30 protein-coding genes are annotated in these 26112 nt (G+C 68.6%); 14 read left to right on the top strand and 16 right to left on the bottom strand.

Annotation, left to right across the window (positions count from 1 at the left end; all coding sequences use genetic code 11):
- Positions 1-52 precede the first annotated feature (52 nt).
- The 6 genes from EEY80_RS16685 to EEY80_RS20165 all read right to left on the bottom strand — a co-directional run bounded on the left by EEY80_RS16685 (position 53) and on the right by EEY80_RS20165 (position 3569).
- Positions 53-394, bottom strand: coding sequence for a DUF1491 family protein (locus EEY80_RS16685; protein ID WP_126978450.1), 342 nt, complete (start codon positions 392-394; stop codon positions 53-55).
- Entirely contained in the window at positions 394-1335 is a 942-nt protein-coding gene (gene era / locus EEY80_RS16680; RefSeq protein ID WP_126978448.1) for a GTPase Era, read from the bottom strand. The genes EEY80_RS16685 and era overlap by 1 nt, the downstream gene beginning before the upstream one ends.
- The gene (gene rnc, locus EEY80_RS16675) at positions 1328-2017 is read right to left on the bottom strand and encodes a ribonuclease III (RefSeq protein ID WP_126978446.1); all 690 of its coding nucleotides are present in this window, start codon (positions 2015-2017) and stop codon (positions 1328-1330) included. The genes era and rnc overlap by 8 nt, the downstream gene beginning before the upstream one ends.
- Positions 2014-2814, bottom strand: coding sequence for a signal peptidase I (gene lepB / locus EEY80_RS16670; protein ID WP_126978444.1), 801 nt, complete (start codon positions 2812-2814; stop codon positions 2014-2016). The genes rnc and lepB overlap by 4 nt, the downstream gene beginning before the upstream one ends.
- Before the next feature lie 54 nt (positions 2815-2868).
- Entirely contained in the window at positions 2869-3318 is a 450-nt protein-coding gene (gene acpS / locus EEY80_RS16665) for a holo-ACP synthase (protein WP_126978442.1), read from the bottom strand.
- Positions 3319-3416: 98 nt separating this feature from the next.
- Entirely contained in the window at positions 3417-3569 is a 153-nt protein-coding gene (locus EEY80_RS20165; protein ID WP_164738286.1) for a hypothetical protein, read from the bottom strand.
- A 90-nt stretch (positions 3570-3659) separates the two neighbouring features.
- Between EEY80_RS20165 and EEY80_RS16660 the strand changes: the two genes are divergently transcribed.
- Positions 3660-4553: a LysR substrate-binding domain-containing protein gene (locus tag EEY80_RS16660; protein ID WP_126978440.1), complete on the top strand. Its 894-nt coding sequence runs from the start codon at positions 3660-3662 to the stop codon at positions 4551-4553.
- Positions 4554-4559: 6 nt separating this feature from the next.
- Here EEY80_RS16660 and EEY80_RS16655 read toward each other — a convergent pair whose 3' ends face one another.
- The 5 genes from EEY80_RS16655 to folK form a co-directional block, all read right to left on the bottom strand.
- The gene (locus EEY80_RS16655) at positions 4560-5321 is read right to left on the bottom strand and encodes a pyridoxine 5'-phosphate synthase (RefSeq protein ID WP_126978438.1); all 762 of its coding nucleotides are present in this window, start codon (positions 5319-5321) and stop codon (positions 4560-4562) included.
- A gap of 121 nt (positions 5322-5442) precedes the next feature.
- The gene (locus EEY80_RS16650; RefSeq protein WP_126978436.1) at positions 5443-6090 is read right to left on the bottom strand and encodes a DUF2062 domain-containing protein; all 648 of its coding nucleotides are present in this window, start codon (positions 6088-6090) and stop codon (positions 5443-5445) included.
- Between the two features lie 10 nt (positions 6091-6100).
- Positions 6101-8224, bottom strand: coding sequence for a RelA/SpoT family protein (locus EEY80_RS16645; RefSeq protein WP_126978434.1), 2124 nt, complete (start codon positions 8222-8224; stop codon positions 6101-6103).
- A 26-nt stretch (positions 8225-8250) separates the two neighbouring features.
- On the bottom strand, positions 8251-8607 hold the full coding sequence (gene rpoZ / locus EEY80_RS16640; RefSeq protein ID WP_126978432.1) for a DNA-directed RNA polymerase subunit omega: 357 nt from the start codon (positions 8605-8607) through the stop codon (positions 8251-8253).
- A gap of 114 nt (positions 8608-8721) precedes the next feature.
- Positions 8722-9282 carry a 2-amino-4-hydroxy-6-hydroxymethyldihydropteridine diphosphokinase gene (gene folK / locus EEY80_RS16635; RefSeq protein ID WP_126978430.1) on the bottom strand — a complete coding sequence of 187 codons (561 nt, stop codon included), beginning with the start codon at positions 9280-9282 and terminating at the stop codon, positions 8722-8724.
- A 149-nt stretch (positions 9283-9431) separates the two neighbouring features.
- Here folK and EEY80_RS16630 point away from each other — a divergent pair, with 149 nt between their 5' ends.
- From EEY80_RS16630 to EEY80_RS16610, 5 genes are all read left to right on the top strand, one after another.
- The gene (locus tag EEY80_RS16630) at positions 9432-10010 is read left to right on the top strand and encodes a LabA-like NYN domain-containing protein (protein ID WP_126978428.1); all 579 of its coding nucleotides are present in this window, start codon (positions 9432-9434) and stop codon (positions 10008-10010) included.
- Between the two features lie 84 nt (positions 10011-10094).
- The gene (gene ispH, locus EEY80_RS16625) at positions 10095-11081 is read left to right on the top strand and encodes a 4-hydroxy-3-methylbut-2-enyl diphosphate reductase (RefSeq protein ID WP_235829887.1); all 987 of its coding nucleotides are present in this window, start codon (positions 10095-10097) and stop codon (positions 11079-11081) included.
- Between the two features lie 13 nt (positions 11082-11094).
- Positions 11095-11823 (top strand): DNA repair protein RecO, encoded by a 729-nt coding sequence (gene recO, locus EEY80_RS16620; protein ID WP_126978426.1) that lies wholly within the window; start codon positions 11095-11097, stop codon positions 11821-11823.
- A gap of 85 nt (positions 11824-11908) precedes the next feature.
- The gene (locus tag EEY80_RS16615; protein WP_126978424.1) at positions 11909-13117 is read left to right on the top strand and encodes an MFS transporter; all 1209 of its coding nucleotides are present in this window, start codon (positions 11909-11911) and stop codon (positions 13115-13117) included.
- A gap of 89 nt (positions 13118-13206) precedes the next feature.
- Positions 13207-13962, top strand: a complete 756-nt coding sequence (locus EEY80_RS16610) for a sulfite exporter TauE/SafE family protein (RefSeq protein WP_126978422.1) — start codon at positions 13207-13209, stop codon at positions 13960-13962.
- Between the two features lie 48 nt (positions 13963-14010).
- On the opposite strand, the gene EEY80_RS16605 is transcribed toward EEY80_RS16610, so the two are convergent.
- Positions 14011-15609 carry a phosphoenolpyruvate carboxykinase gene (locus EEY80_RS16605; RefSeq protein ID WP_126978420.1) on the bottom strand — a complete coding sequence of 533 codons (1599 nt, stop codon included), beginning with the start codon at positions 15607-15609 and terminating at the stop codon, positions 14011-14013.
- 364 nt (positions 15610-15973) lie between these two features.
- On the opposite strand from EEY80_RS16605, the gene EEY80_RS16600 reads away from it, so the two are divergent.
- From EEY80_RS16600 to EEY80_RS16570, 7 genes are all read left to right on the top strand, one after another.
- The gene (locus EEY80_RS16600; protein ID WP_126978418.1) at positions 15974-16675 is read left to right on the top strand and encodes a response regulator transcription factor; all 702 of its coding nucleotides are present in this window, start codon (positions 15974-15976) and stop codon (positions 16673-16675) included.
- Positions 16672-18387: a sensor histidine kinase gene (locus tag EEY80_RS16595; RefSeq protein WP_126978416.1), complete on the top strand. Its 1716-nt coding sequence runs from the start codon at positions 16672-16674 to the stop codon at positions 18385-18387. Before EEY80_RS16600 ends, EEY80_RS16595 begins: the two co-directional genes overlap by 4 nt.
- Positions 18384-18824 carry an HPr kinase/phosphorylase gene (locus EEY80_RS16590; protein WP_235829885.1) on the top strand — a complete coding sequence of 147 codons (441 nt, stop codon included), beginning with the start codon at positions 18384-18386 and terminating at the stop codon, positions 18822-18824. The genes EEY80_RS16595 and EEY80_RS16590 overlap by 4 nt, the downstream gene beginning before the upstream one ends.
- A gap of 74 nt (positions 18825-18898) precedes the next feature.
- Positions 18899-19858, top strand: a complete 960-nt coding sequence (gene rapZ, locus EEY80_RS16585) for an RNase adapter RapZ (RefSeq protein ID WP_126978414.1) — start codon at positions 18899-18901, stop codon at positions 19856-19858.
- On the top strand, positions 19855-20262 hold the full coding sequence (locus EEY80_RS16580) for a PTS sugar transporter subunit IIA (protein ID WP_126978412.1): 408 nt from the start codon (positions 19855-19857) through the stop codon (positions 20260-20262). Before rapZ ends, EEY80_RS16580 begins: the two co-directional genes overlap by 4 nt.
- Positions 20263-20275: 13 nt before the next feature.
- Positions 20276-20542, top strand: a complete 267-nt coding sequence (locus tag EEY80_RS16575; protein ID WP_126978410.1) for an HPr family phosphocarrier protein — start codon at positions 20276-20278, stop codon at positions 20540-20542.
- 32 nt (positions 20543-20574) lie between these two features.
- Positions 20575-21462, top strand: coding sequence for a lysophospholipid acyltransferase family protein (locus EEY80_RS16570; protein WP_126978408.1), 888 nt, complete (start codon positions 20575-20577; stop codon positions 21460-21462).
- Between the two features lie 46 nt (positions 21463-21508).
- Here the strand turns inward: EEY80_RS16570 and EEY80_RS16565 are convergent, their stop codons facing one another.
- On the bottom strand, positions 21509-22243 hold the full coding sequence (locus tag EEY80_RS16565) for an SDR family oxidoreductase (protein ID WP_126978406.1): 735 nt from the start codon (positions 22241-22243) through the stop codon (positions 21509-21511).
- Positions 22244-22303: 60 nt separating this feature from the next.
- On the opposite strand from EEY80_RS16565, the gene EEY80_RS16560 reads away from it, so the two are divergent.
- Positions 22304-23314: an AraC family transcriptional regulator gene (locus EEY80_RS16560; RefSeq protein WP_205749146.1), complete on the top strand. Its 1011-nt coding sequence runs from the start codon at positions 22304-22306 to the stop codon at positions 23312-23314.
- A gap of 85 nt (positions 23315-23399) precedes the next feature.
- Here the strand turns inward: EEY80_RS16560 and EEY80_RS16555 are convergent, their stop codons facing one another.
- From EEY80_RS16555 to EEY80_RS16545, 3 genes are all read right to left on the bottom strand, one after another.
- On the bottom strand, positions 23400-24293 hold the full coding sequence (locus EEY80_RS16555; protein ID WP_126978404.1) for a 3-hydroxybutyryl-CoA dehydrogenase: 894 nt from the start codon (positions 24291-24293) through the stop codon (positions 23400-23402).
- A 134-nt stretch (positions 24294-24427) separates the two neighbouring features.
- Positions 24428-25354, bottom strand: coding sequence for an electron transfer flavoprotein subunit alpha/FixB family protein (locus EEY80_RS16550; RefSeq protein ID WP_126978402.1), 927 nt, complete (start codon positions 25352-25354; stop codon positions 24428-24430).
- Positions 25354-26112: an electron transfer flavoprotein subunit beta/FixA family protein gene (locus tag EEY80_RS16545; protein ID WP_126978400.1), complete on the bottom strand. Its 759-nt coding sequence runs from the start codon at positions 26110-26112 to the stop codon at positions 25354-25356. Before EEY80_RS16545 ends, EEY80_RS16550 begins: the two co-directional genes overlap by 1 nt.

Raw genomic sequence — 26112 nt, 5'->3', positions numbered from 1 at the left:
TCCTTCGCGTCGCGGTCTAGGCAGGCGGGGCGGGCGCGTCAACAGCGGGGCGTCAGCCGGCGAGGCCGGGTTCGTCGAGCAGGGTGCGCCCGTCGCGGCTCTCGATCTCGATCAGCCACAGGTCGCGGTCGCGGCCGCGCTGGCGGGCGAGGACGGCATCCACCTCGGGCTCCGGCCCCTCGGCCAGCAGGACCCAGACCCGGGCACCCGCGGCGAGGTCATAGCTGCGGTGATAGGCGCGGGCCTGCCCGTCCAGCGTGGCGCATTTCACGATCACCGTGCCCGCGTCCGGATCGCCCTTCGCGGTGACATAGACCGGGATGTCGGCCAGCCGCAGCCGCGCCAGATAGGCCCCGACCCAGACATGGGTGGCCAGCCGCGCCTCGGCCGCCATCAGTCGCCGTCGCGGAAATCGAGGCCCATTTCCGAATAGCGTTCCGCCTCTTCCAGCCAGTTGGGCCGGACCTTGACCTGCAGGAACAGGTGCACCGGCCGACCCATGAATTCGGCCAGTTCGGCGCGGGCGGCGGTGGAGATGCCCTTGATCGTCTCGCCGCCCTTGCCCAGCACGATGCCCTTGTGGCCGTCGCGGGCGACATAGACGATCTGGTCCACCCGGGCCGATCCGTCCTGCCGTTCTTCCCATTTCTCGGTCTCGACCGTCAGCTGGTAGGGGATTTCCTCGTGCAGGCGCAGGGTCAGCTTCTCGCGCGTGATCTCGGCCGCGATCATCCGCATCGGCAGGTCGGCGATCTGGTCCTCGGGGTACAGCCACGGGCCTTCGGGCACCTCGCCTGCCAGCCAGTCGCGCAGGTCGTCGACGCCATAGCCCTTCTCGGCCGAGATCATGAAGGTCCGGTTGAAGGCGAAGGCCTCGTTCATCCGTTCCGACAGGCCCAGCAGGGTCTCGGCCTTCACCCGGTCGATCTTGTTGATGGCCAGCGCGACGGGCCGGCCGCCGGCGCGATGCACCAGCGCGTCGAGGATGGTCTTCACGCCCTCGGTCAGGCCGCGATGCGCCTCGATCAGCAGGACGATGGCATCGGCATCCGCGGCCCCGCCCCAGGCGGCGGCGACCATCGCCCGGTCGAGCCGGCGGCGCGGGCGGAACAGGCCCGGCGTGTCGACGAAGACGATCTGCGACTGCCCCGCCATGCAGACACCCCGGATGCGGGCGCGGGTGGTCTGCACCTTGTGGGTGACGATCGAGACCTTGGCCCCGACCATGCGGTTCAGCAGCGTCGACTTGCCGGCATTCGGCTCGCCGATCAGCGCGACGAAGCCCGCGCGGGTGGGGCCGGACGCGGGGGTGTCGTCTTCGGTCAGGTCAGTCATTCTCGCCCTCCAGCCGGTCCAGCAGCGCCTGCGCCGCCGCCTGTTCCGCCGCGCGTTTCGATCCGGCGGTGGCGGTGGCCGCGTCGCCTGTATCCACCCGCACCTCGACGGTGAAGCGGGGGTCGTGATCGGCGCCCTCGCGGTCGATCACCGTATAGACGGGCAGCTTCATGCCGCGCGCCTGCGCCCATTCCTGCAGGCTCGATTTCGCGTCGCGGGCGCGGTCCGCGGCCTCGGCGATCCGGCTGCCCCAGAGGCGCAGCACCAGATCCCGCGCCGGCTCGAACCCCGCATCCAGATAGACGGCGGCGATCACCGCCTCCATCGCGTCGCCCAGAAGGGCGTCCTTGCGTCGCCCGCCGGTCATCATCTCGGACCGGCCGAGTTTCAGCACCTCGCCCAGACCCACCTCGCGCGCCACGGCGGCGCAGGTTTCCAGCCGCACCAGCGCGTTGAACCGGGGGGCAAGCTGGCCCTCGGCCGCGCCCCGGTCGGCGGCGAACAGCGCCTCGGCGATGGCGAGGCCCAGCACCCGGTCGCCCAGAAACTCCAGCCGCTCGTTCGAGGGCCGCACCGCCGAAGACAGCGAGGAATGCGTGACGGCCCGAACCAGAAGCTCGGGCCGCCGGAAGTCATGCCCGATCCGGGCCTGAAAGGCGTGAAGATCGCCCGCCAGCTTCACTCGACCGCCTTGAAGAAACGGTCGCCGCGCCATGTCCAGAAGAAGAACAGGCTGCGGCCGGCGGCCGAGAACATGATGCGGTCGGCCCGGCCGACGAGGAATTCCGCGGGCACCATGCCGACGCCGTCGGCGGCCAGCGCAAAGCGGCTGTCCTGGCTGTTGTCGCGGTTGTCGCCCATGAAGAAGTAGTGGCCCGGAGGAACCGTGAAGACGGGCGTGTTGTCCGCCCAGCCGTCGCCGATGTTCAGCACGTCATGGCTGACCCCATTGGGCAGCGTTTCGGTCTGGCGTTCCTTGATGCAGGTGCCGCCCAGCCCGACCGGGTCGTTGGCGCAGCGGGGCTGGATGCCCTGCGGGCCCTGCGGTTCCTTGATCTCCTCGAAGGTGCCGGCATCGGCGACCTCGACCGGCTGGCCGTTGAGGTAGAGCCGCCCCTCGCGCATCTGCACCGTATCGCCGGGCAGGCCGATCAGCCGCTTGATGAAGTCGGTGCCGTTGGCGGGATGCTTGAACACCACCACGTCGCCGCGTTCGGGGTCCGAGGCGAGGATGCGCCCCGAGATCGGGCAGATCGAGAAGGGGCAGGAATAGCGAGAATAGCCATAGGCCATCTTGTTGACGAAGAGGAAATCGCCGATCAGCAGCGTGTCCTTCATCGAGCCCGAGGGGATCCAGAACGGCTGGAAGAACAGCGTGCGGAAGATGCCGGCGATCAGCAGCGCGTAGACGACGGTCTTGACCGTCTCGACGATCCCGCCTTCGTCCTTCTTTGCCTTCTTAGAAAATCCGAGTGCCATGATGCCCTGTGCCGCCCTGCGTCCCGCGCTACATGCGGCGGGGGGCGCGGGGAGTCAAGTTTCGGGGGCGTGAGGTCCGGGGGCCGGCTCTGCCGCTGCCGCTGCCGCCAGCGGACGCGCCTCGATCACCACGAAAGCCTGCGCCCAGGGGTGATCGTCCGTCAGGCTGACATGCACCACCGCCTCATGCCCCGGCGGGGTCATGGCGGCCAGCCGTTCGGCGGCCCAGCCGGTCAGCGCCATCACCGGCTGGCCGGTGGGCAGGTTCGTCACCGCCATGTCGCGCCAGGCGATGCCCATGCGCAGCCCGGTGCCGAGCGCCTTGGAACATGCCTCTTTCGCCGCCCAGCGTTTGGCATAGGTGCCCGCGACATCGGCCCGGCGTTCGGCGCGGCGCTGTTCCGTGGGCGTGAAGACGCGGTTGCGGAACCTGTCGCCGAAGCGGTCCAGCGTCGCGGCGATCCGGTCGATATTGGCAAGGTCTGTTCCGATGCCGAGGATCACGGCGCGCTCCGGGCTGCTGGCTGGCCGGGCAGGTATCCCCGCATCCGCGGCGCGGCGCAAGCGGCCCAAGCGCTTGGGGAGGCGGGTCGCCCGCGCGGTCAGCCCCGCCGGGGGCGGGGCAGCGGCAGGTCGGCCAGCTGCGCGGGGCAGAGCCCGACCAGCGCCGGGTGATCCAGCAGCGCATCGCCCGGTCGCGGGGCCGGAGCCGGAGAGCCGCGGAAGCGGCGGCGGAACAGGAATTTCCAGATCATGACTTTCACCTTCAAATCTGCTTAATATCTGAGGCAGGTCGCACCCCGCGAAAAGGCCAGTTCTTCTGCGCCGGAGTTAAGGTTTTCTGAATGCAGCCCCTGAACCGCCTTCACCTGTCGGGCCTGCGCGCGGTCGAGGCCGTGGCCCGGCTCGGCTCGCTTCGCGCGGCCGCCGCGGAACTGGGCGTGACCCCCGGCGCGGTCAGCCAGCAGGTGGCCCGGACCGAGGCGGCGCTTGGCCGCGCGCTGTTCCTGCGCCAGCCCGAGGGGATGCAACTGACGGAGGCCGGGGCCGAGGTCGCGCCGCTTCTGCGTGCGGGCTTCGGCCAGATCGCCGCCGCCGTCGCCCGGCTCGATCCCGGGCGGGGCGACCTGCTGACCGTCTCCGTCGCGCCGATCCTGGCCTCGCGCTGGCTGATCTGGCGGCTGCCCGGCTTCCAGCGCGCCCATCCCGAGGTGAAGGTGCGGATCGAGGCCGATGTGGCGCTGGCCGATCCCGACCGATCGGATGTCGATCTCTGCATCCGGGTCGGCCGCGGGCCCTATCCCGGCCTGCGGGCCGAGCCGCTGTTCCGCCAGCGCGTGGCCGCGGTCTGCGCCCCCGACCTGGCGGCGCGCTTCGCGGGCCCGGCGGATCTGGCCCGGCTGCCGGTGATCCGCGAGCCTGCGCCGATGTTCGGCTGGGAGGTCTGGCTCGCCCCGCAGGGCCTGGCCGATCTGCAGCTTGGCGAGGGGCCGGTCTTCTCGGACGCCTCGCTCTGCCTCGACGCGGCGATCTCGGGCGCGGGGGTGTTTCTCGCCTTCGAGGTGGTGGCGGCCGATGCGCTGGAGCGGGGCACGCTGGTGGCGCTGCCGCCGGGATTCGTCGGGACCGACCTGCACTACTGGCTGGTCACCTCCGGGACGCGCCGCCCCGGGCCTGCCGCGCGCGCCTTCGCCCTGTGGCTGCGGGCGGAACTGGCGCGGTCGGGCTTCATGGCCTGAGGCCGGTCAGGCCCGCGCCGCGTCCATCAGCCGCCGCATTTCCCGGATCGCCGGGTCCAGCCCGCGGAAGATCGCCTCGCCGATCAGGAAATGACCGATGTTCAGCTCCATCACCTCGGGAAAGGCCGCGACCGGCTGCACCGTGTCATAGGTCAGCCCGTGGCCGGCATGCACCTCCAGCCCCAGCGAATGCGCGAAGGCCGCCATGTCCCGCAGCCGGGCGAGCTCGGCATCGCGCTGGTCGATCTGCCCCTCCGCATGCAGGTCGCAATAGGCGCCGGTGTGCAGCTCGATCACCGCCGCGCCGATGCGGGCGGCCGCCTCGATCTGGCGGGGATCGGCGGCGATGAAGATCGACACGCGGCACCCGGCATCGCGCAGGGGGGCGATGAAATGCGCCAGCCGGTTCTCCTCGCGCGCGACTTCCAGCCCGCCTTCGGTCGTGCGCTCCTCGCGCTTTTCGGGAACGATGCAGACGGCGTGGGGGCGGTGGCGCAGGGCGATGGCCTGCATCTCGGCCGTGGCCGCCATCTCGAAGTTCAGGGGCAGGGTCAGCGCCGCCATCAGCGCCTCGATATCCGCGTCGGAGATATGGCGGCGATCCTCGCGCAGATGGGCGGTAATGCCGTCGGCGCCGGCGGCCTCGGCCAGTTTCGCGGCGCGCACCGGGTCGGGATAGGCCGATCCGCGGGCGTTCCGCACGGTGGCGACATGGTCGATGTTGACGCCGAGGCGAAGGCGTCCAAGGGGGGCGGTGGGTGCGGTCATCTGTGCGGCGCCGTCATGCTGTGGTCCGGGGTGGCCGGACCCTAGCGCGGCGGCAACCGCACGGCCATCGACGAATTGTATGCGTGGCAAAGGACGGGCAAAGGGTGGGGGGAGGGGCCGTTCAGCCCGGCCCGCCTTCGGCGCGGGACCGCGCGGCGGCGCGCAGCTTTTCCGCCCGTTCGCGCAGCTTGCGCCCGCGCCGCTTCTGATAGGCGGCGATCAGCGGCAGGGTCAGGTAATGCCCGGCGATCCCCGCCGCCAGCCCCGGCACCAGCCCCCCGACCAGATAAGGCAGGAAGATCGTGTCGAAGAACAGGTCCAGCCCGCTCCAATGCGCGACGCGGTCGGTGAACATCGCGGTGACGTTCCACCACATCTCCTGCGTCGCGCGGGAAAAGGCCCCGACGATGGCGTGGAAGGCGGTGTCGCCTTCCACCCCCAGCATCCAGCGGCCGAGCGTGACCGAGCTGATGGCGATGAAGGGGATGGTGACGGGATTGCCGGCGAAGGTGCCGATCAGCGCCGCGAAGATATTGCCGCGGATCAGCCAGGCCAGCAGGCCGCCGCCGAAGAAATGGATGCCGAAGAGCGGCGTGAACGAGATGAAGATGCCTGCGCCCACCCCGCGCGCGATGCGGTGCGGTTCGTCCGGCAGGCGCCGCAGCCGGTGCCAAGTATAGGTCGCCGCCCGCAGCCAGCCGCCGCGCGGATAGAAGAACTGCGTCACCACCTGCAGGTAGGACCGGGGGATGCGGCGCTTGAAGACCACCGGCGACCTTTCAGTTTCCGGGCCGGCGGGCCAGATCGCGGTGGCGTTCCACCTGCGCCACGTCGCTTTCGGCCTCCAGCGCCGTCAGCACCATGTGCAGGTGTTCCACATCCCGCAGATCGACCTCGACGATCAGCCGGTAGAAGTCGGGTTTTCTGTCGACGAAATGCATGTCGGAGATATTCGCCCGCTGCTGGCCGATCAAGGTGCAGATCCGGCCCAGAACCCCCGCGTCATTGGCGATCGTCAGGTTCAGGCTGACGGTATGCACCGCGCCGTGGCGGCCGGAATGCCAGTGCAGGTCGATCCAGCGGTCCGGCTGTTCCTCGAACTCCGCCAGGGCGGGGCAGTCGATCGCGTGGACGATGACGCCCTGGCCGCGATAGGTGATGCCGACGATCCGCTCGCCCGGCAGCGGCTGGCAGCAACTGGCGCGGCGGAAGGTCTGGTCGGGGCCCAGCCCCACGACCGGCCGGCGGGCATCGACCTCGTCGGCCTGGGTCGAGACCAGTTCGGGATAGATCGCCTCGACCACCTCGCGCGCGGTCAGTTCCGCGCTGCCGAGCCGTGCCAGCACCTCGACCTCGTCGGGCAGGCCCAGCGTCCGCGCCGCGGTGCGCAGCGCCTTGTCGGTGCATTTCCGGCCGACATGTTCGAAGGCCACCCGCGCCAGTTCCTGCCCCAGCTTGACGAAGCGTTCGCGGTCCTCCTCGCGCAGCGACCGGCGGATCGCGGCCTTGGCCCGGCCCGTCACCACGATGTCGAGCCAGGTGGCCTGCGGCCGCTGCCCGGCGGCAGTGATGATCTCGACCGACTGGCCGTTGCGCAGCCGGGTCCACAGCGGCACGCGGATGCCGTCCACCTTGGCGCCGACGCAGGAATTGCCGATCCGCGTGTGGATGGCATAGGCGTAGTCGAGCGGCGTCGCCCCCTTGGGCAGCTGCACGACATCGCCCTTGGGCGTGAAGCAGAACACCTGGTCGGTGTACATCTCGAGCTTCACGTTCTCGAGGAACTCGTCGTGGTCGCCCTCGTCGAAGCTTTTCGTCAGCGTCTCGATCCAGCGGCCGGGATCGACGGCGAAGGGGTTCTTCGCCCGGACCCCGTCGCGATAGGACCAGTGGGCGGCCACGCCGGCCTCGGCCACCTCGTGCATCTGGCGGGTGCGGATCTGCACCTCGACCCGCTTGCCGTCGCGTCCCGACACGGTGGTGTGGATCGAGCGGTAGCCGTTCGATTTCGGCTGGCTGATATAGTCCTTGAACCGGCCCGGCACCGCCCGCCAGCGGGTATGGATGACGCCGAGCACGCGATAGCAGTCGGCCTCGGTCCGGGTGATGATGCGAAAGCCGTAGATGTCGGACAGGCGCGAAAAGGCAAGGCTTTTCTCCTGCATCTTGCGCCAGATCGAATAGGGCTTCTTGGCGCGGCCGAAGACATCGGCCTCGACATCGGCCTTTTCCAGTTCGCTGCGGATGTCCGAGCTGATCTTCGGGATCACGTCGCCCGATTCCCGCTGCAGCGTCAGGAAGCGGCGGATGATCGAATTGCGGGCCTCGGGGTTCAGGACCTTGAAGGACAGATCCTCCAGTTCCTCGCGCATCCACTGCATGCCCATCCGGCCCGCCAGCGGGGCAAAGATGTCCATCGTCTCGCGCGCCTTCTGCACCTGCTTGTCGGGGCGCATCGACTTGATGGTGCGCATGTTGTGCAGCCGGTCGGCCAGCTTGACGAGGATCACCCGCAGGTCGCGGGACATCGCCATGAACAGCTTGCGGAAGTTTTCGGCCTGCTTCGTCTCGGTCGAGGACAGCTGCAGGTTGGTCAGCTTCGTCACGCCGTCAACAAGGTCCGCCACCTCGTCGCCGAAGCGGCTGGCGATTTCCTTCCACGAGGCGCGGGTGTCCTCAATCGTGTCGTGCAGAAGGGCGGTGATGATCGTCGCGTCGTCCAGCCGCATCTCGGTCAGGATGGCGGCGACGGCGACGGGGTGCGAGAAATAGGGCTCGCCCGACTGGCGCATCTGCCCTTCATGCATCAGGCGGCCATAGTCATAGGCCGCCCGGATCAGATCGCCATTGGTGCGGGGATTGTAGTTGCGGATCAGCGCGATCAGGTCTTCGACGTCGATCATTCCGCTCCGCCAGCCCCGATCCCGCGTCAGCCCTGGTTCTGGGCTTCCATGAGCTGCCGCAACAGGCGCTCTTCGTCCATGTCGTCCTGCGCCGGGCGGTCGGCCTCGCCCGAACCCATCAGCAGCGACATGCTGTCTTCTTCCGGTTCGTCGATCTCGATCTGCGTCTGCTGGCTGGCGATCAGCCGCTCGCGCAGGTCTTCGGCGCCCTGCGTCTCTTCCGCGATCTCGCGCAGGCTTACGACGGGGTTCTTGTCGTTGTCGCGGTCGATGGTGATCGGCGACCCCGCCGCGATCTCTCGCGCGCGGTGGGAGGCGAGCATCACCAGCTCGAAACGGTTCGGAACCTTGTCAACGCAGTCTTCGACCGTCACGCGGGCCATCGGCAACTCCATCCTGCATGGAAGATGAGTGCGCTACATAGGCGGTCCGTCCGGTATTGACAAGCGGGAAGGGTTGGGCACCGGGAACGACCGGGTCGCGCGAAGCGGGCGTCGTCAGATCGGCCGCACCGCCGCCACCTCGGCCGGGTCGAGCGCCGCCAGCAGGTCCGGCAGGCGGCGCCCCGTCACGGGATCCTGCCAGAGCGGGGCGATATCGGCCAGCGGCACCAGCACGAAGGCGCGTTCCGTGATCCGCGGATGCGGCAGGATCAGCCGGTCAGGCGTCTCGATGTGCTGCCGGCCGGGCGGCAGGGTGCGCCAGCGGGCCTGCTCCGCGCCGTCGGGCAGGATCGAATCACCGATGGCCAGCAGGTCGATATCCACGGTGCGCGCCGCCCAACGTCCCGTCCTTTCGCGCCCCAGCCGGGCCTCGACCGCGTGCAGATGCGCAAGGACCGCCTCTGCCGGCAGGTCCGTCTCCGCCCGCGCGGCGGCATTGACATAGTCCGGCCCGCTGCCCTGCGGAAAGGCGGGGGTGTGAAAGAAGCGGCCTATGTCGCGGATATGAAAACGCTCTGTTTCCAGTTGCGCAATTGCACGCCGCAGCGTTTCATCTGCAGATTGCATCCCCGTCGGCAAGTTCGCGCCTAGGGCCAGGTATGGGAAAGTGACCATTTCGTGACGTCACCTATCTTGCGGATGGACGCGGGGCACATCATCCTTCAAATGTCTCGCCGCCGGAATACTCCGCCTACCCCGTATCAGCTTCTCGACCACCACTCACGGATGATCCGGGGCGCGGCGATTCGAAAGGAACAGATTATATGTTTTACAAGGACGAACGGCTTGCGCTGTTCATTGATGGCTCGAACCTTTACGCGGCGGCGAAAGCTCTTGGCTTCGATATAGACTACAAGCTGCTGAGACAGGAATTCATGCGCCGGGGCAAGCTGGTGCGTGCGTTCTACTATACCGCGCTGCTGGAGAACGACGATTATTCGCCGATCCGGCCGCTGGTCGACTGGCTGCACTACAACGGCTTCGCCATGGTGACGAAGCCTGCCAAGGAATACACCGACAGCCAGGGCCGCCGGAAGGTCAAGGGCAACATGGATATCGAGCTGACGGTCGATGCCATGGAGCTGGCGCCGCGGGTCGACCATATCGTGCTGTTCTCGGGCGACGGCGATTTCCGTCCGCTGGTGGAAAGCCTGCAGCGGCAGGGGGTGCGGGTCTCGGTCGTGTCGACCATCCGCAGCCAGCCGCCGATGATCGCCGACGAGCTGCGCCGCCAGGCCGACAACTTCATCGAGCTTGACGAGCTGCGCGAGGTGATCGGCCGTCCGCCGCGCGAAACCCGCGCGCAGGAGCGGGACGAAAGCGCCGCGGTCGAGGTCAAGTAACCGCCACCGCCCGCGCCCGGCACTGGACGCGTCGGCGCCGCCGCCTTACCTGTGGCAGCGACGCTCTTGCAGGACTGGCCCGCGATGACCCAGACCAACCCCGCCCCCGGCATGCCGCAGGACGGCCGCCCGCCGCTGACGCTGTACCTCGCCGCGCCGCGGGGGTTCTGCGCCGGCGTGGACCGCGCGATCCGCATCGTCGAGCTGGCGCTGGAGAAATGGGGCGCGCCGGTCTATGTCCGGCACGAGATCGTGCACAACCGCTTCGTGGTGGACGGGCTGCGCGCCAAGGGCGCGGTCTTTGTCGAGGAACTGGACGACTGCCCCGATGACCGCCCGGTGGTGTTTTCGGCCCATGGCGTGCCCAAGGCGATCCCGGCCGAGGCGCAGCGCCGCAACCTCGTGCATGTGGACGCAACCTGCCCGCTGGTGACCAAGGTGCATAGCGAGGCTGCGCGCCATCACGAGAACGGGCTGCAGATGGTGATGATCGGCCATGCCGGCCATCCCGAGACGCTGGGCACGATGGGCCAGCTGCCCCCGGGCGAGGTGCTGCTGGTGGAAACCGTGGCCGATGTCGCGGGGCTGGTCCCGCGCGATCCGGAAAAACTCGCCTTCATCACCCAGACCACGCTGTCGGTGGACGATACCGCCGAGATCGTCGCGGCGCTGAAGGCGCGGTTTCCGGCAATCGTCGGACCCGCGCGCGAGGACATCTGCTATGCCACGACCAACCGGCAGGCTGCGGTGAAGTCGATCGCGCCGAAGATCGACGCGCTGCTGGTGATCGGCGCGCCGAACTCCTCGAATTCGCGGCGGCTGGTCGAGGTCGGCCGGGCGGCGGGGTGCGGCTATGCGCAGCTGGTGCAGCGGGCGGCCGATATCGACTGGCGGGCGCTCGGCGACCTGCGGGCGGTGGGGGTCACGGCCGGCGCCTCTGCCCCCGAGGTGCTGGTCAACGAGGTGCTCGACGCCTTCCGCGCCCGCTTCGACACCACGGTGGAGATTGTCGAGACGGCGGTCGAGACGGTGGAGTTCAAGGTGCCCCGCGTCCTGCGCGAACCGGCCTGACCGGCGGTCCGCGATGGACTGGCGGGACGAAGGGATGCTGATCTCGGTCCGCCCGCATGGCGAGACCTCGGCGATCATCGAGGCCTTCACCCCCGGACGCGGCCGCCATGCGGGTGTGGTGCGGGGCGGGGTGTCGCGCCGGATCGCGCCGATGCTGCAGCCGGGCGCGCTGGTCGATCTGTCCTGGCGCGCGCGTCTGGAGGACCATATCGGCGCCTTCACGGTCGAACCCCTGCGATCCCGCGCCGCGATCCTGTCGGACCGGGCGGCGCTGGCTGCGCTCAATTCGCTCTGTGCACTCTTGCGCTTTGGCCTGCCGGAGCGTGAGCCGCATCCGCGGCTCTACGGCGTGACGCAGGTCCTGGCCGAGGCGCTGGCGGCCGGGCCGGGCTGGACCGCGGCCTATCTGCGGTGGGAATTGCTGCTGCTGGAGGAACTGGGTTATGCGCTGGACCTGTCGCGCTGCGCGGTAACCGGGCAGGCAGGCGATCTGGCCTTCGTCAGCCCGCGCAGCGGACGCGCGGTCAGCCGGGCCGGGGCGGGCGACTGGGCGGACCGGCTGCTGCCGCTGCCCCCCGTGCTGCTGGGGCAGGAGCCCGGCGCCGACCCGCTTGCCGGCGATGTCGCGGCGGCGTTGCGGCTGACCGGCCATTTCCTCGACCGGATGGCGGGCGATCTGGGCGACCGGCCGCTGCCCGAGGCGCGGCGCCGGCTGGTCGATCTGCTGGCCCGGGCAGGCTAGCGAAAGGGTTCGTCAGCGACACGTCCTGTCGCATCCGGCCTAGCCAGATCGCCTGTCCCGGCGTTCCCTGCGGGCGAGGAGTATCATGGCCGCCCGTTATATCCCCGTCGTGCTGCGGCACGTGCCGATGCCGGGCGTTCGGGCCTTCGCCATTCTGGCCGCGGTCGATGCTGCCGTGCGTGCCACGCTCGTCTCGGTCTGGCCGATCGTCATGTATCGCGCGCTGCAGGATGCGGCGGCGGTCAGCCGCGCCTATTTCCTCGTGGGGCTGGGGGCGCTGGTCATCGGGTTGATGGTGCCCTGGGCCGGGCGGTTCATCCCGCGCCGCTGGCTGTATACGCTCGGCGGCTGCCTCTACCTCGCCGGGCCGCTGCTGGCGATGTCGGGCGTGCCGGCGCTGGTGCCTTTCGCCTATCTCGTCAATTGCGCGGCCACGGTCACCATCTTCATCAACCTCAACGCCTATGTGATGGACTACATCTCGCGCCCCGAACTGGGGCGGGGCGAGCAGATGAAGATGTTCTATTCCGCCTTTGCCTGGTCGGGGGGACCGGTGCTGGGGGTGACGCTGCTGAACATCTGGCCGCCGCTGCCCTTCCTGCTGGCGCAGGTCTTCGCGCTGGTGCTGCTGGCGGTGTTCTGGCGGCTGCGGCTGGGGAACGGCAAGCAGATCAGCCGCGCGCGCAGGCCCGCGCCCAACCCGCTGGCCTATCTGTCGCGCTTCCTGCACCAGCCGCGTCTGGTCACCGGCTGGATCTTCGCCGTGGTGCGGTCCTGCGGCTGGTGGGTCTATGTCGTCTACCTGCCGATCTTCTGCATCGAGGCGGGGCTGGGCGACCGGCTGGGCGGCATCATCTTTTCCTTCTCCAACGCGCTGGCCTTCCTGACCCCGCTGATGCTGCGCGGGATGCAGCATGCGGGGGTGCGCGGCACGGTCCGGGTGGGGTTCGCGGGGGCGGCGCTGGCCTTCGGGCTGGCGGGGCTCGCCGGCCTGATGGGGGCATGGCCGCCGGTGGCGGTGGCAGCCCTGTTCGCGGCAACCTTCTTCCTGGTGCTGCTGGACATGAGCGGCGGCCTGCCCTTCCTGATGGCGGTCAAGCCCTCGGAACGGGCCGAGATGGCGGCGGTCTATTCCAGCTTTCGCGACGTGTCGGGGATCGTGACGCCGGGGGTGGCCTGGATCGTGCTGCTGGTGGCGCCGATCCCCGGCATCTTCGCCGCCTGCGGCGCGGGCATGGCCGCAACCTTCGCGCTGGCCGGACGGTTGCATCCCCGGCTGGGCGAGCGCCACTGATCCGCGGCGGCGCGCGGCGGCCAGGACGGCGGCGGCTGGCCTCGACCGGCCGCATCCGCTAGGCAGGCCGGACGGAAGGAGAACCACGCATGTTCGGGATCGAGATCTGGGCCTTCTGGCTGGCCATGGCCATCACTCTGGGGGCCGGGTTCGTCAAGGGGGCGATCGGTTTCGCCATGCCGCTGATCATGGTGTCGGCGCTCGGCTCGTTCCTGCCGCACGAGATCGTGCTGACCGCGATCATGTTGCCGCTGCTGTTCAGCAACCTGATGCAATGCCTGCGCGACGGCTGGCGCAGCGCGCTGCGCACCGCCTGGGACTATCGGCTGATGCTGGCCGTCACGATGGGCTTCATCCTGATCTCGGCCCAGTTCGTCGAGTCGATCCCGGACCGGGCGCTGCTGCTGGCGCTCGGGCTGCCGATCACCGCTTATGCGGGGGCGCAGCTGGCCGGGCTGCCGCTGGTGCTGAACCTGACGCATCGCCGCCGGGCCGAGGTGGTGCTGGGCGCGGTCGGCGGCATCTATGGCGGGATCGCCGCGATCTGGGGGCCGCCGCTGATCGTCTACCTGCTGTCGCTGAGGGTGCCGAAGGTCGAGGCGATGCGCGTGCAGGGCGTGTTCTTCTTCCTCGGCTCGATCATGCTGATGGCCGGGCACCTGACCAGCGGCGTGCTGACGGCCGACCGGATGCCGCTGTCGGTGGCATTGGCCGTGCCGGCGCTGGCGGGGACATGGCTGGGCTACAGGCTGCACGACCGGCTGGACCAGCAGACCTTCCGCAAGGGCACGCAGATCCTCCTGGTGCTGACCGGGCTGAACCTGATCCGCGATGGCCTGATGTGAAACGGGCGCCCGAGGGGGCGCCCGTCAGTTCCTGCCCCTGCGCTTCGCTCAGCCGATGGCGGCGGCCTTCACGTCGGCGTCGATGAAGGGGACGTATTGCGCGAAGTTCTGCGAGAACATCTCGACCAGCTTGCGGGCCTGCGCGTCATAGGCGGCCTTGTCGGCCCAGGTGTCGCGCGGGTTCAGCAGCGCGTCGTCCACGCCCGGCACCGACACCGGCACCTCGAAGCCGAAGTTCGGGTCCTTGCGGAACTCGGCCCTGGCCAGCGAGCCGTCCAGCGCCGCGGTCAGCAGCGCGCGGGTGGCCTTGATCGGCATCCGCTTGCCCGCGCCGAACTTGCCGCCGGTCCAGCCGGTATTGACCAGCCAGCATTCGGCGCCGGTCTGCGCGATCTTTTCCTGCAGCAGCTTGCCATAGGCCTCGGGGCGGCGGGGCATGAAGGGCTGGCCGAAGCAGGTCGAGAAGGTCGGCGTCGGTTCGGTCACGCCCCGTTCCGTGCCCGGCGTCTTCGAGGTGAAGCCCGACAGGAAGTGATACATCGCCTGCGCCGGGGTCAGCCGCGCGATCGGCGGCAGCACGCCATAGGCATCGCAGGTCAGCATGATCACGTTCTTCGGATGCCCGCCAAGGCCGCTCTCCGACGCGTTCGAGATGTAGTCGAGCGGATAGGCGCAGCGGGTGTTCTCGGTCAGGCTCGCATCGGCGAAGTCCAGTTCCAGCGTCTCGGGATCGTAGACCATGTTCTCGATCACGGTGCCGAAGCGGCGGGTCGTGGCGTAGATTTCCGGCTCGGCCTCGGGCGACAGGTTGATGGTCTTGGCGTAGCAGCCGCCCTCGAAGTTGAAGGTGCCCTTCTCCGACCAGCCATGTTCGTCATCGCCGATCAGCGTGCGCGAGGCATCGGCCGACAGGGTGGTCTTGCCGGTGCCCGACAGGCCGAAGAACACCGCCGTCTCGCCGGTGTCGCCGATGGCATGGTTGGCCGAACAGTGCATCGGCATCACGCCCTTGCCGGGCAGGATGTAGTTCAGCAGGGTGAAGACCGACTTCTTGTTCTCGCCCGCATATTCGGTATTGCCGATCAGGATCAGCTTGCGGTCGAAGTTCAGCGCGATCACGGTTTCCGTCCGGCAGCCGTGGCGGGCCGGATCGGCCTTGAAGCTGGGGCAGTTGATGATCGTGAACTCGGGGACGAAGGCGTCCAGTTCCGCGCGGTCGGGGCGGCGCAGCAGGTGGCGGATGAACAGCCCGTGCCAGGCCAGTTCCGTCACCACCCGCACGTCCAGCCGGTGTTCCGGATCGGCGCCGGCGAACAGGTCCTGCACGAAATAGTCGCGGCCCTTCATGTGGGCCAGCATGTCCTCGTACAGCCGGTCGAAGGCCTCGGGTGCCATCGGGCCGTTGTTTTCCCACCAGATCGTGCCTTCGGTCGCCGGGCTGCGGACCACGAACTTGTCCTTGGGCGAGCGGCCCGTATAGACGCCGGTCGAGACGAGGAAGGTGCCGCCCAGCCCGAGACGGCCTTCCTCGCGCTGCACCGCCGCCTCGACCAGGGCCGGTTCGATCAGGTTGTAATAGACGTTCCCGAGACCGTTGATACCCTGATCTTCCAGGCGATGCGCCGGATTCACGCGTCCGATGGTCATGTGCAAGCTCCCATAGCCGATAGGTCGGCTTCCATTGAGGATCGGCATTCCGGGCCAGAAGAACACCGGACAGCCACGATGGAACGTGCCGTCGCAGCCGCTATAACATGACGATAGCATGAAGAAACGGGGGAATTGACGGAGTTAGCGCAACCAAGGTCGGTTTAGCGCAACCAGTCCGTCGGGGCGGCGCCGCCCGCCCGCGGAAGGCCCGCGAGGGTGCGGCAAGAAAGCCAGCATGCGCATTTTACTGCACCCTTCCGGCGATCAAGACCAGCCGATTCGCAGATACCGATTGATTCTGCGCGCGTGGCAAGGGACTATCTGTCAAAAATCAGGCAAATAAACTGGATGGGGCTGGACGATGTCGAGGATTGCACTGGTCGATGACGACAGGAACATCCTGACCTCGGTGTCGATGACGCTGGAGGCCGAGGGGTTCGAGGTCGAAACCTACAACGACGGGCAATCCGCGCTGGAGGCCTTTACCAAACGTCTGCCGGACATGGCGGTGCTGGACATCAAGATGCCGCGCATGGACGGAATGGACCTGCTGCAGCGGCTGCGGCAGCGCACCTCGATGCCGGTGATCTTCCTGACCTCGAAGGATGACGAGATCGACGAGGTTTTGGGCCTGCGCATGGGGGCGGACGACTACGTCAAGAAGCCCTTCTCGCAGCGGCTGCTGGTCGAGCGCATCCGCGCCCTGCTGCGGCGCCAGGAGGCGGTGAATTCCGGCGAGGTCGCGACCACCGAAGAGAACAAGGTGATGGTGCGGGGCCATCTGACGATGGACCCGCTGCGCCATTCGGTGTCGTGGAAGGGTCGCGACGTGGCGCTGACGGTGACGGAATTCCTGCTGCTGCAGGCGCTGGCGCAGCGCCCGGGCTTCGTCAAGAGCCGCGACCAGCTGATGGACGTGGCCTATGACGACCAGGTCTATGTCGACGACCGCACCATCGACAGCCACATCAAGCGGCTGCGCAAGAAGATGCGCAGCGTCGATGACGATTTTACCGCGATCGAAACCCTGTACGGTATCGGTTATCGCTACAACGAAGAATGACCCTCGTTTCGGAACCGGATCTGCGCATGGCCAGACCCAGCCGCACCGCCGGCGTCGTCCTCGGCGAAGACTGGGTCTCGCCCGAGGCGATGGGCGACAGCGAACTCAGCGAGGGCCGCGCCAAGCGCGGGTTCCTGTCCGTCAACCGTTCGCCGCTGGCGCGCAAGATCATCACCTTCAACCTGCTGGCCATGCTGATCATGGTCGCGGGCGTGCTGTTCCTGAACCCGTTCCGCGAAAGCCTTGTCCAGCAGCGCGAACGCGGGCTGGTGGCCGAGGCGCGGCTGGTCGCCGATGTGTTCGAGGCGGGGATGGTCCCCGGCGCGCCGGCGGATCTGGGCCGCGCGAACCAGCTTCTGTCGCGTATCGCGCTCGCCCCCGAGGTAGAGTTGTTCGTCTATGATCCGGCGGGCCAATTGCTGGCCACCACGCGCGGCCTGCCCCGCACCGCGCCGGATCCGGTGCCGGAACTGGAACGCGCGCCGCGGTCGACCACGATCACCGACTTCCTGAACGCGGTCTGGCGCGGCCTGTCCTCGGTCATCGGGCCCGAGGTGGAACCCGCGGCGGCCGCCGACCCCGAGGCGATGCTGCGCGGGCTGCTGCCGCGCGCCGCAGAGGGCGGCACCGGCGTGGCGACCGATCATGCGCGGCCGGGCGATGCCGTCTTCGCCGTGACGACGCCGATCCGCCATGACGGACAGGTGGTGGGGGTGGTGGCGCTCAGCTCGGTCGCGGGCGAGATCGGCGATCTGGTGCGGGCCGAGCGCGAACAGGTGCTGCAGATGTTCATCATCGCCATCCTGGTGTCGATCGGGCTGTCGCTGGTCCTGGCCTCGACCATCGCCAACCCGTTGTCCGACCTTGCCGTGGCCGCCGAACTGGGCCGCGACCGCAATGCGCGGAAGATGAGCCCCGCACGCGTGCGCATCCCCGACCTGACCGCGCGCCCGGACGAGATCGGGCGGCTGTCCGGGGCGATGCGGGGCATGGTCGCGGCGCTTTATGACCGGATCGACGCGAACGAACAGTTCGCCGCCGACGTCGCGCACGAGATCAAGAATCCGCTCGCCAGCCTGCGGTCGGCGGTGGGCACTCTGCGGGTCGCCAAGCGCGACGATCAGCGCGCGACGCTGCTGGACGTGATCGAACATGACGTGCGCCGGCTCGACCGGCTGGTCAGCGACATCTCCAACGCCAGCCGGCTGGACAGCGAGCTGGTGAAGGAGGAGGAGGAATCCTTCGACCTGCTGAAGACGCTGGGCAACATCAACCAGTATCTGGGCCAGCAGGCCGCCGAGAAGGGCATCGACTACATCACCGACCTGCCGTCGGAACCGATCGTCCTGCTGGGGCTGGAAGAGCGGCTGGCACAGGTCTTCGTCAACCTGATCACCAATGCCATTTCCTTCTGCGAGGCGGGCGACGCGGTGCGGGTCTGGGCCCGCCAGCGCGAGAACCGGGTGCTGGTGGTGGTCGAGGATACCGGGCCGGGCATCCCGGAAACCGCGCTGACCAAGATCTTCAAGCGCTTCTATTCGGAACGCCCCGCCGGCCAGTTCGGCGAACATTCGGGGCTGGGTCTCGCCATCTCGAAACAGATCGTCGAGGCGCATGGCGGGGTGATCTGGGCGGAAAACATCCGCCCCGCCGATCCCGACCCGATGCTGCCACCGCTCGGCGCGCGCTTCGTCGTGGGCCTGCCGGTGTGACGGAGACGGGCGGCAGCACGCCCGCGCTGAACCTGCATGCGACCTGCGTGGCCGAGGGCGGGCGGGGGCTGCTGATCCTCGGACCTTCCGGCGCGGGCAAGTCGGGGCTGGCGCTGACGCTGATGGCGGCGGGGGCGCGGCTGGTCGCGGATGACCGAGTCGATCTGCACCGGGAGGGCGACAGGCTGATCGCCAGTTGCCCCGAACCGCTGCGTGGCCGGATCGAGGCGCGGGGCGTGGGCCTGCTCGCCGCAGAGGCGTACGGACCCGCCCCGGTTGTGCTGGCGGTGGATCTGGGCGTTGCAGAAACGGAACGCTTGCCGCCCCGACGTCAGCTCATGCTGCTCGGCCTGCCGATCGCGCTTGTTCATAAGGTGGAGAGCGCGCATTTTCCCGGCGCGATCCTGCAATATCTGAGGGGTTGCCGGGTCGACTGAGTTCGGGCGCGCCAGCCGGCCAAGGCGGCGGTCCCGGCCGGTGGCCCGCCGGATGGGCGCGGAACGGGAAGGGCATGGCCGTCGGGGATCAATGGCAAGGACGGGGCGCAGAAGCGGCCGATCCGGCTCCGCAAGAGGGCCAGCGGCTGGTGCTGGTCACCGGACCCTCGGGCGCCGGGCGGACCACGGCGATTCGGGTGCTGGAGGATCTGGGCTATGAGGCGATCGACAACCTGCCCCTGAGCCTGGTGCCGCGGCTGCTGGACGGGCCGGCCTATGGGCGGCCCATCGCCCTTGGCATCGACATCCGCAACCGCGAATTCTCGGCCGCCGCGCTGATCGAGGGGATCGACCGGCTGACCCGGATGCCCGACGTGCATCTGGAACTGCTCTACCTCGATTGCCGGCCCGAGGAACTGCTGCGCCGCTATGGCGAGACGCGGCGCCGCCACCCGCTGACCCCCGATGCCGAGCCGGACCTCGGGATCGCGCGCGAGATCGACCTGCTGGCGCCGGTCCGGGCGCGGGCCGACGTGCTGATCGACACCTCGGACCTGTCGCCGCACGACCTGAAGGCGGAATTGCTGCGCTGGTTCCAGACGGGGCAGGGCGGCGGGCTGGCGGTGGCGATCCACAGCTTCAGCTACAAGCGCGGCGTGCCCCGCGGGCTCGACATGATGTTCGACTGCCGCTTTCTCAGCAACCCGCACTGGGTCGAGGCGCTGCGCCCCTTGGACGGTCGTGCGCCCGAGGTCGCGGCCCATGTCGAGGGCGATCCGCGCTTCGCCCCTTTCTTTCGCGCGCTTGTTGACTATCTGACTCTGGTTCTTCCGGCCCATGTGGACGAAGGCAAGGCCCATCTGACGATCGGGCTGGGCTGTACCGGGGGGCAACACAGATCCGTGGCAGTTGCAGAAAAACTTTCTGCTGCGCTTGCACGGGACGGGTGGCAGGTGTCTAAGAGACACAGGGAACTGGAACGTCGTGGGGCTGGTGCAGCACCGCAACCGACCGTAGGGGTAGGCAAGGCGTGATCGGGATCGTGATCGTCGCACATGGCGGACTGGCGCGCGAGTATCTCGCAGCGGTCGAACATGTGGTGGGCAAGCAAAGCGGCATCCGTGCCATCGCGATCGAGGAAGATCACGACCGCGCACAGAAGCAATCCGAGATTTCGGCCGCCGCCGATGCCGTCGACGAAGGGGCGGGGGTTGTGGTGGTGACCGACATGTTCGGCGGCTCGCCCTCCAACCTGTCGCTGCTGGCCTGCGCGCCGCAGGACCGCCAGATCCTCTACGGCGCCAATCTTCCGATGCTGATCAAGTTGGCCAAGTCCCGGCAACTGACGGTGGGCGAGGCGGTGGCCTCGGCACTGGACGCCGGGCGGAAATACATCAACTGTTACCAGACCGGCGATCTGGGCCGGGCTGGGCGGTGATCGGGCGGAACGGGTGCAGAAGACGCTGAAGATCGTCAACGAGAAGGGCCTGCATGCCCGCGCGTCGGCGAAGTTCGTGGAAGTGGTCGAACGGTTCGACGCGCGGGTGCAGGTCAGCCGCGACGGGATGACGGTGTCGGGCGATTCCATCATGGGCCTGTTGATGCTGGGTGCATCGAAGGGCTCGACCATCGAGATCGAGACGTCGGGCGCGGAGTCGGCCCCTCTGGCCACCGCGCTGGAAACGCTGGTGGCCGACCGCTTCGGCGAGCCGTTCTGAGCGGCGCGGTGCCGGGGGCGGTGTCAACGGCGGTGTCCCCGGTCGTAGCGGCCGCGCCTGCAGAGACGCCGCCCGCAGTCGCCCCCGACGATTCCGGGCCCTATGACCGGCGCCGCCTGTCCTATGCCGGCACCTTCCCCGACCCCTGGCAGGCCGGCACAATCCGCGCCGTCGAATGGATGACGGGCAAGCTGACGCTGCTGCGCCATATCCGCGCCTTCGAGGCCTCGGGCGTGCCCGATGGCCAGGCCTTTTGGCCCAAGGCGCTGGCACAGATGGGTATCGAGGTCCGGACCCCGCTGGCCGAGGTCGCGCATATTCCCCCCACGGGGCCGCTGGTGGTGGTGGCGAACCATCCGCACGGGCTGGTGGACGGGATGGTGCTGGCCGATCTGCTGGGCCGGGTGCGCACCGACTATCGCATCCTGACCCGCTCGCTGCTGACCGGCGTGCCCGAGGTGGATCGCTTCATGATCCCTGTGCCCTTCCCGCACGAGGCCGAGGCCCATGAACGCAACCTCGACATGCGGGCGCGGGCGATGACGCAGCTGGCCCAGGGCGGGGCGGTGGCGCTGTTCCCCTCGGGCCGGGTGGCGGCGTCGGACAGCCTGTTCGGCCCGGCGGTGGAGGCCGAATGGAACGTCTTCACCGCCAAGATGATCCTGCGGTCGGGGGCGGCGGTCCTGCCCGTCCGCTTCACCGGACAGAACAGCCGGGCCTACCAAATCGCGAACCGGCTGTCGGCCACGCTGCGGCAGGGCCTGCTGCTGCACGAGATCAAGGCCGCGCTGCACCGTCCGCAGGCCCCGGTGATCGGCAAGCCGATCCCCGCGGCCGAGCTGGCGTCGTGGCGGGCGGACCCGCGGGGATTCATGGCATGGCTCCGCGCGCATGTGCTGGCGCTGGAGCGGGGGGCCTAGGCCTTCGCTCGCCGCCGAGCCGCCCGGCCATGCGCGCCTTGCGCGGTCATGCCTGGGCGGTGGGACGGATCACGACACTGCCCACGTCCACGTCGGACGGCTGTTCAAGGGCATAGGCAATCCCGCGCGCGATCGCCTCGGGCGGGATCGCGATCTCGTTTACAAGCGTCGCGATCCTCTGTTTCGCCGAGGCGTCTGTGATCCCCTCGATGAAATCGGTCGAGATCATGCCGGGCGAAACCTCGGTCACCCGCAGGTTCGGCCCCGCTTCCTGCCGCAGCGCCTCGGTCGCGGTTCGCACCGCGTTCTTCGTTGCCGCATAGACGCCCATCGTCGGGGTGATCGCGATGCCGGCCGTCGAGATGACGTTCACCACATGGCCCGAGTTCTGGCGCTGGAAGACCGGCAATGCGGCCGCGATCCCGTAGAGCGTGCCGCGCAGGTTCACGTCGATCATCGCGTCCCAGTCCTCGACCTTGAGGGCATCGAAGCGCGAGATCGGGCCGATCCCCGCACAATTGACGATGACATCGAGCCGCCCGAACACATCGGTCGCCGTCGCGACGAGCGCCTCGAGGTCGCCGCGATTGCGGACATCGATTGTCCGGACGGCAGCAGCGCCGCCGGCTGCGGTGATTTCGTCCTCAAGGGCCTGAAGCATGCTTTCCCTGCGGGCGCCCAGCACGACGCGGGCGCCGCGCCCGGCCAGCAGTTTCGCCGTGGCGCGACCTATTCCGCTGCTCGCGCCGGTGATGGCGACGACCTTGCCTTCGATACTCATGGGGGGCTCCTTCTCGGCGGATTGGTTCCTGTCGGAAGGGATCTATGAGAGGATGGCAAGATGAACGATGCCAGAAGGTCCATGAAGTTGTCGCAGGCGTCCAATTCCGCACTCGATCCTCTCTCGGACGTACTCGATGTGCTCGGCGCAAGGGTGACGCGCTGTACGCGGATCGAAGCGGCGGGGAACTGGGCGCTGGCCTTCCCCGGCCTCGACCGGCTCAAGTTCGTGGCGCTCCTGAGGGGGCAGTCGTGGATGCTGGTTCCGGGTGGGTCTCCGCAGTTCCTGCAGGCGGGGGACGTCTGCCTGATCGGTCGCACCGACTATGCCATTGCCAGCGACCCCGCGCTGAGGCCGGTGGATGGTCGCGACCTCTATGACGGCCCGCAGCGCGATGTGGCGCGCCTCAACGGCGACGACACGATCGCCATCGGCGGAACGGTCACCTTCGACGGGGCGAACGCGGACTTTCTTCTCGACATGATGCCGGATTTCATCTTCGTCCCCCGGGGCTCATCGGCGTCGGGGACGATCACCGTCCTTCTCACCCTCTTGTCGGAAGAGGTGGGGCGAGACATGCCCGGACGCGCGATCGTCAGCGCCCGCCTTGCCGATGTCCTTCTGGTCGAGGCGATCCGGACTCATGCCGCAGATGTCGAAACCGGCGATATGGGTTGGCTCGGCGCCCTTCTTGACGCACGCATCGGCCGGGCCCTCGCCGCCCTGCACGGGAATGTCGCTCATCCCTGGACCGTGGCCGAACTGGCGGGCGTCGCCGGCATGTCGCGCGCTGCCTTTTCTGCCGAGTTCGCCCGCCGCGTCGGTCAGCCGCCCCTGTCCTACCTTCGCGCCTGGCGTCTGACCAAGGCGCGGACGGCTCTCAGACAGGACATCGCGACCGTGGCCGACATAGCGAACGCCGTCGGCTACCAGTCGCAGAGCGCCTTCAGCCAGGCGTTCCGGCGTGCCTTCGGTCTGTCTCCGAAAGAGGATGCGTCGGACGGGGGCGGCGGCCATCCGCATGGTCCGCCGGACGGCGCGCGGCCGGCCTGCCGGGACGCTCCGACATGAGCGCGAAGCGATGCGCCTGCCGCTCTGCCAGCCGGACCTGCCGTTGCCCCGGGGCCGACTTCCATCGAACCCCGGGACGAAACCCCTAGCGGGTGGGCTTCGGCACCTCGCCGCGATAGTCGTAGAAGCCACGGCCGGTCTTGCGACCCAGCCAGCCGGCCTCGACATACTTCGTCAGCAGCGGGCAGGGGCGGTACTTGGTATCGGCCAGCCCGTCATGCAGCACGTTCATGATCGCAAGGCAGGTGTCCAGACCGATGAAATCCGCCAGTTCCAGCGGCCCCATCGGATGGTTGGCGCCCAGCTTCATCGATTCGTCGATCGAGGTCACGTCGCCCACGCCCTCGAACAGGGTGTAGACCGCCTCGTTGATCATCGGCATCAGGATGCGGTTGACGATGAAGGCGGGGAAGTCCTCGGCGCTGGCCGCGGTCTTGCCCAGCGACCGCACCACGGCCAGCAGCGTCTCGTAGGTGGCCTGATCGGTGGCGATGCCGCGGATCAGTTCCACCAGCTGCATCACCGGAACCGGATTCATGAAATGGAAGCCCATGAACCGTTCCGGGCGGTCGGTGCGGCTGGCCAGACGGGTGATCGAGATCGAGGAGGTGTTGGAGGTCAGGATCGTGGTCGGCTTCAGGTGCGGCTGAAGCTCTTGGAAGATCGCCTGCTTGACCGTCTCGCGCTCGGTCGCGGCCTCGATCACCAGATCGGTGGTTCCCAGATCGGTCAGGGTGGTGGTGGTGCGGATGCGGGCCAGCGCCTCGGACCGGGCATCGGCGGTGATCTTCTCGCGGCTCACCTGCCGGTCGAGGTTCTTCTCGATCAACGCGACCGCCTTGTCGAGCGCGTCGGCAGAGATGTCGTTCAGCACGACCTCGTATCCCGCCAGCGCGAAGACATGGGCGATGCCGTTGCCCATCTGCCCCGCCCCGACGACGCCCACCGACCTGATGTCGCTCACCGTCTTGATGTCCATCGCAGATCCCTCGCTGACTGCCCGCGACCATGGCAAATGGCATGTCACGCGACAAGCCGACAGCCTGTGAAGCGCCTGCGAATTTTTCACGACAGAAGGGTGCCCGGCCGGGGTTCGCCCGGCCGGCCCCGCCGTCAGAGTTTTTCGGTCAGTTCGGGGACCAGGGTGAAGAGGTCGCCGACGAGGCCGTAATCGGCGACCTGGAAGATCGGCGCCTCCTCGTCCTTGTTGATCGCGACGATGACCTTCGAGTCCTTCATGCCGGCGAGGTGCTGGATCGCGCCGGAGATGCCGACCGCGACATAGAGGTCGGGCGCCACCACCTTGCCGGTCTGGCCCACCTGCCAGTCGTTCGGCGCATAGCCCGAATCGACCGCCGCGCGCGAGGCGCCGACCGCCCCGCCCAGCTTGTCGGCGAGCGCGGTGACGATGGCGAAGTTCTCCTCCGACCCGACGCCGCGCCCGCCGGAGACGACGATCTTCGCCGAGGTCAGGTCCGGACGGTCGGAGGCCGCCACCCTGTCCTCCACCCATTCCGACTGGCCCGCGCCGGTCGCGCCCGAGACCGGCTCCACCGGGGCGGAATTGCCGGTGCCCGCCGCGGCGAAGCCCGCGGTGCGCAGGGTGATGACCTTCACCGGATCCGAGGATTTCACCGTCTGGATCGCGTTGCCGGCATAGACCGGCCGTTCGAAGGTCTCGGCATCGACCACCGCCGTCACCTCGGGGATCACCATCACGTCCAGCAGCGCCGCCACCCGCGGCAGCACCGCCTTGGCGAAGGCGGTGGAGGCGGCGGCGACATGGCTGTGGCCCTGCGCCAGTTCCGCGACCAGCGCCGCGTTCGGCTCGGCCAGCCCGTGGCAATAGGCATGGTCGTCCGCGAACAGCACCCTGGTCACGCCCTGCAGCGTCGCGGCCTCGGCCGCCGCCGCCTCGCCGCCCGCGCCCGCGATCAGCAGATGCACCTCGCCCAGCGGCGCGACCGCGGTCAGCGCCTTGGCCACCGCGTCGGTGGCCAGCTTGCCCTCGACCGTCTCTCCCAGCAGCAGAACCGTCATCAGATCACCCCCGCCTCTTTCAGCTTGCCCAGCAGCTCGTCCACCGAGCCGACCTTGACCCCGGCCTTGCGGCCCGCCGGCTCGGCCGTCGTCACCACGCTCAGCCGCGGGGTCACGTCGACGCCCAGATCGGCGGCGGTCTTCTCCTCCAGCGGTTTCTTCTTGGCCTTCATGATGTTCGGCAGCGAGGCATAGCGCGGCTCGTTCAGGCGCAGGTCGGCGGTCACGATCGCGGGCAGCGTCACCCTGATCGTCTGCAGCCCGCCATCCACCTCGCGCGTGACCGTGGCGCTGTCGCCCGCGATCTCGACCTTCGAGGCGAAGGTGGCGAGGCTCCAGCCCAGGAGCGCCGACAGCATCTGCCCGGTCGCGTTCATGTCGTTGTCGATCGCCTGCTTGCCGGCGATGACCAGCCCGGGCTGTTCCGCCTCGATCACCCGGGCGAGGATCTTCGCCACCGCCAGCGGCTCGATGTCCTGATGCACGTCCGAGGCCGCCTCGACCAGGATCGCCCGGTCCGCGCCCATCGCCAGCGCCGTGCGCAGCGTCTCGGACGCCTGCCTCACGCCGACCGACACCACCACGACCTCTTCCGCCGCGCCCTTCTCCTTCAGCCGGATCGCCTCTTCCACCGCGATCTCGTCGAAGGGGTTCATCGACATCTTCACATTCGCAAGATCGACGCCCGAACCGTCCGACTTCACCCGGACCTTCACGTTGTAGTCGATCACCCGCTTCACGGGTACGAGGATCTTCAT

This window comes from Frigidibacter oleivorans, from assembly GCF_003993775.1.
GTDB classification, from domain to species: Bacteria; Pseudomonadota; Alphaproteobacteria; order Rhodobacterales; family Rhodobacteraceae; genus Frigidibacter; species Frigidibacter oleivorans.
This window is presented reverse-complemented; position numbering and strand designations above follow the sequence as displayed.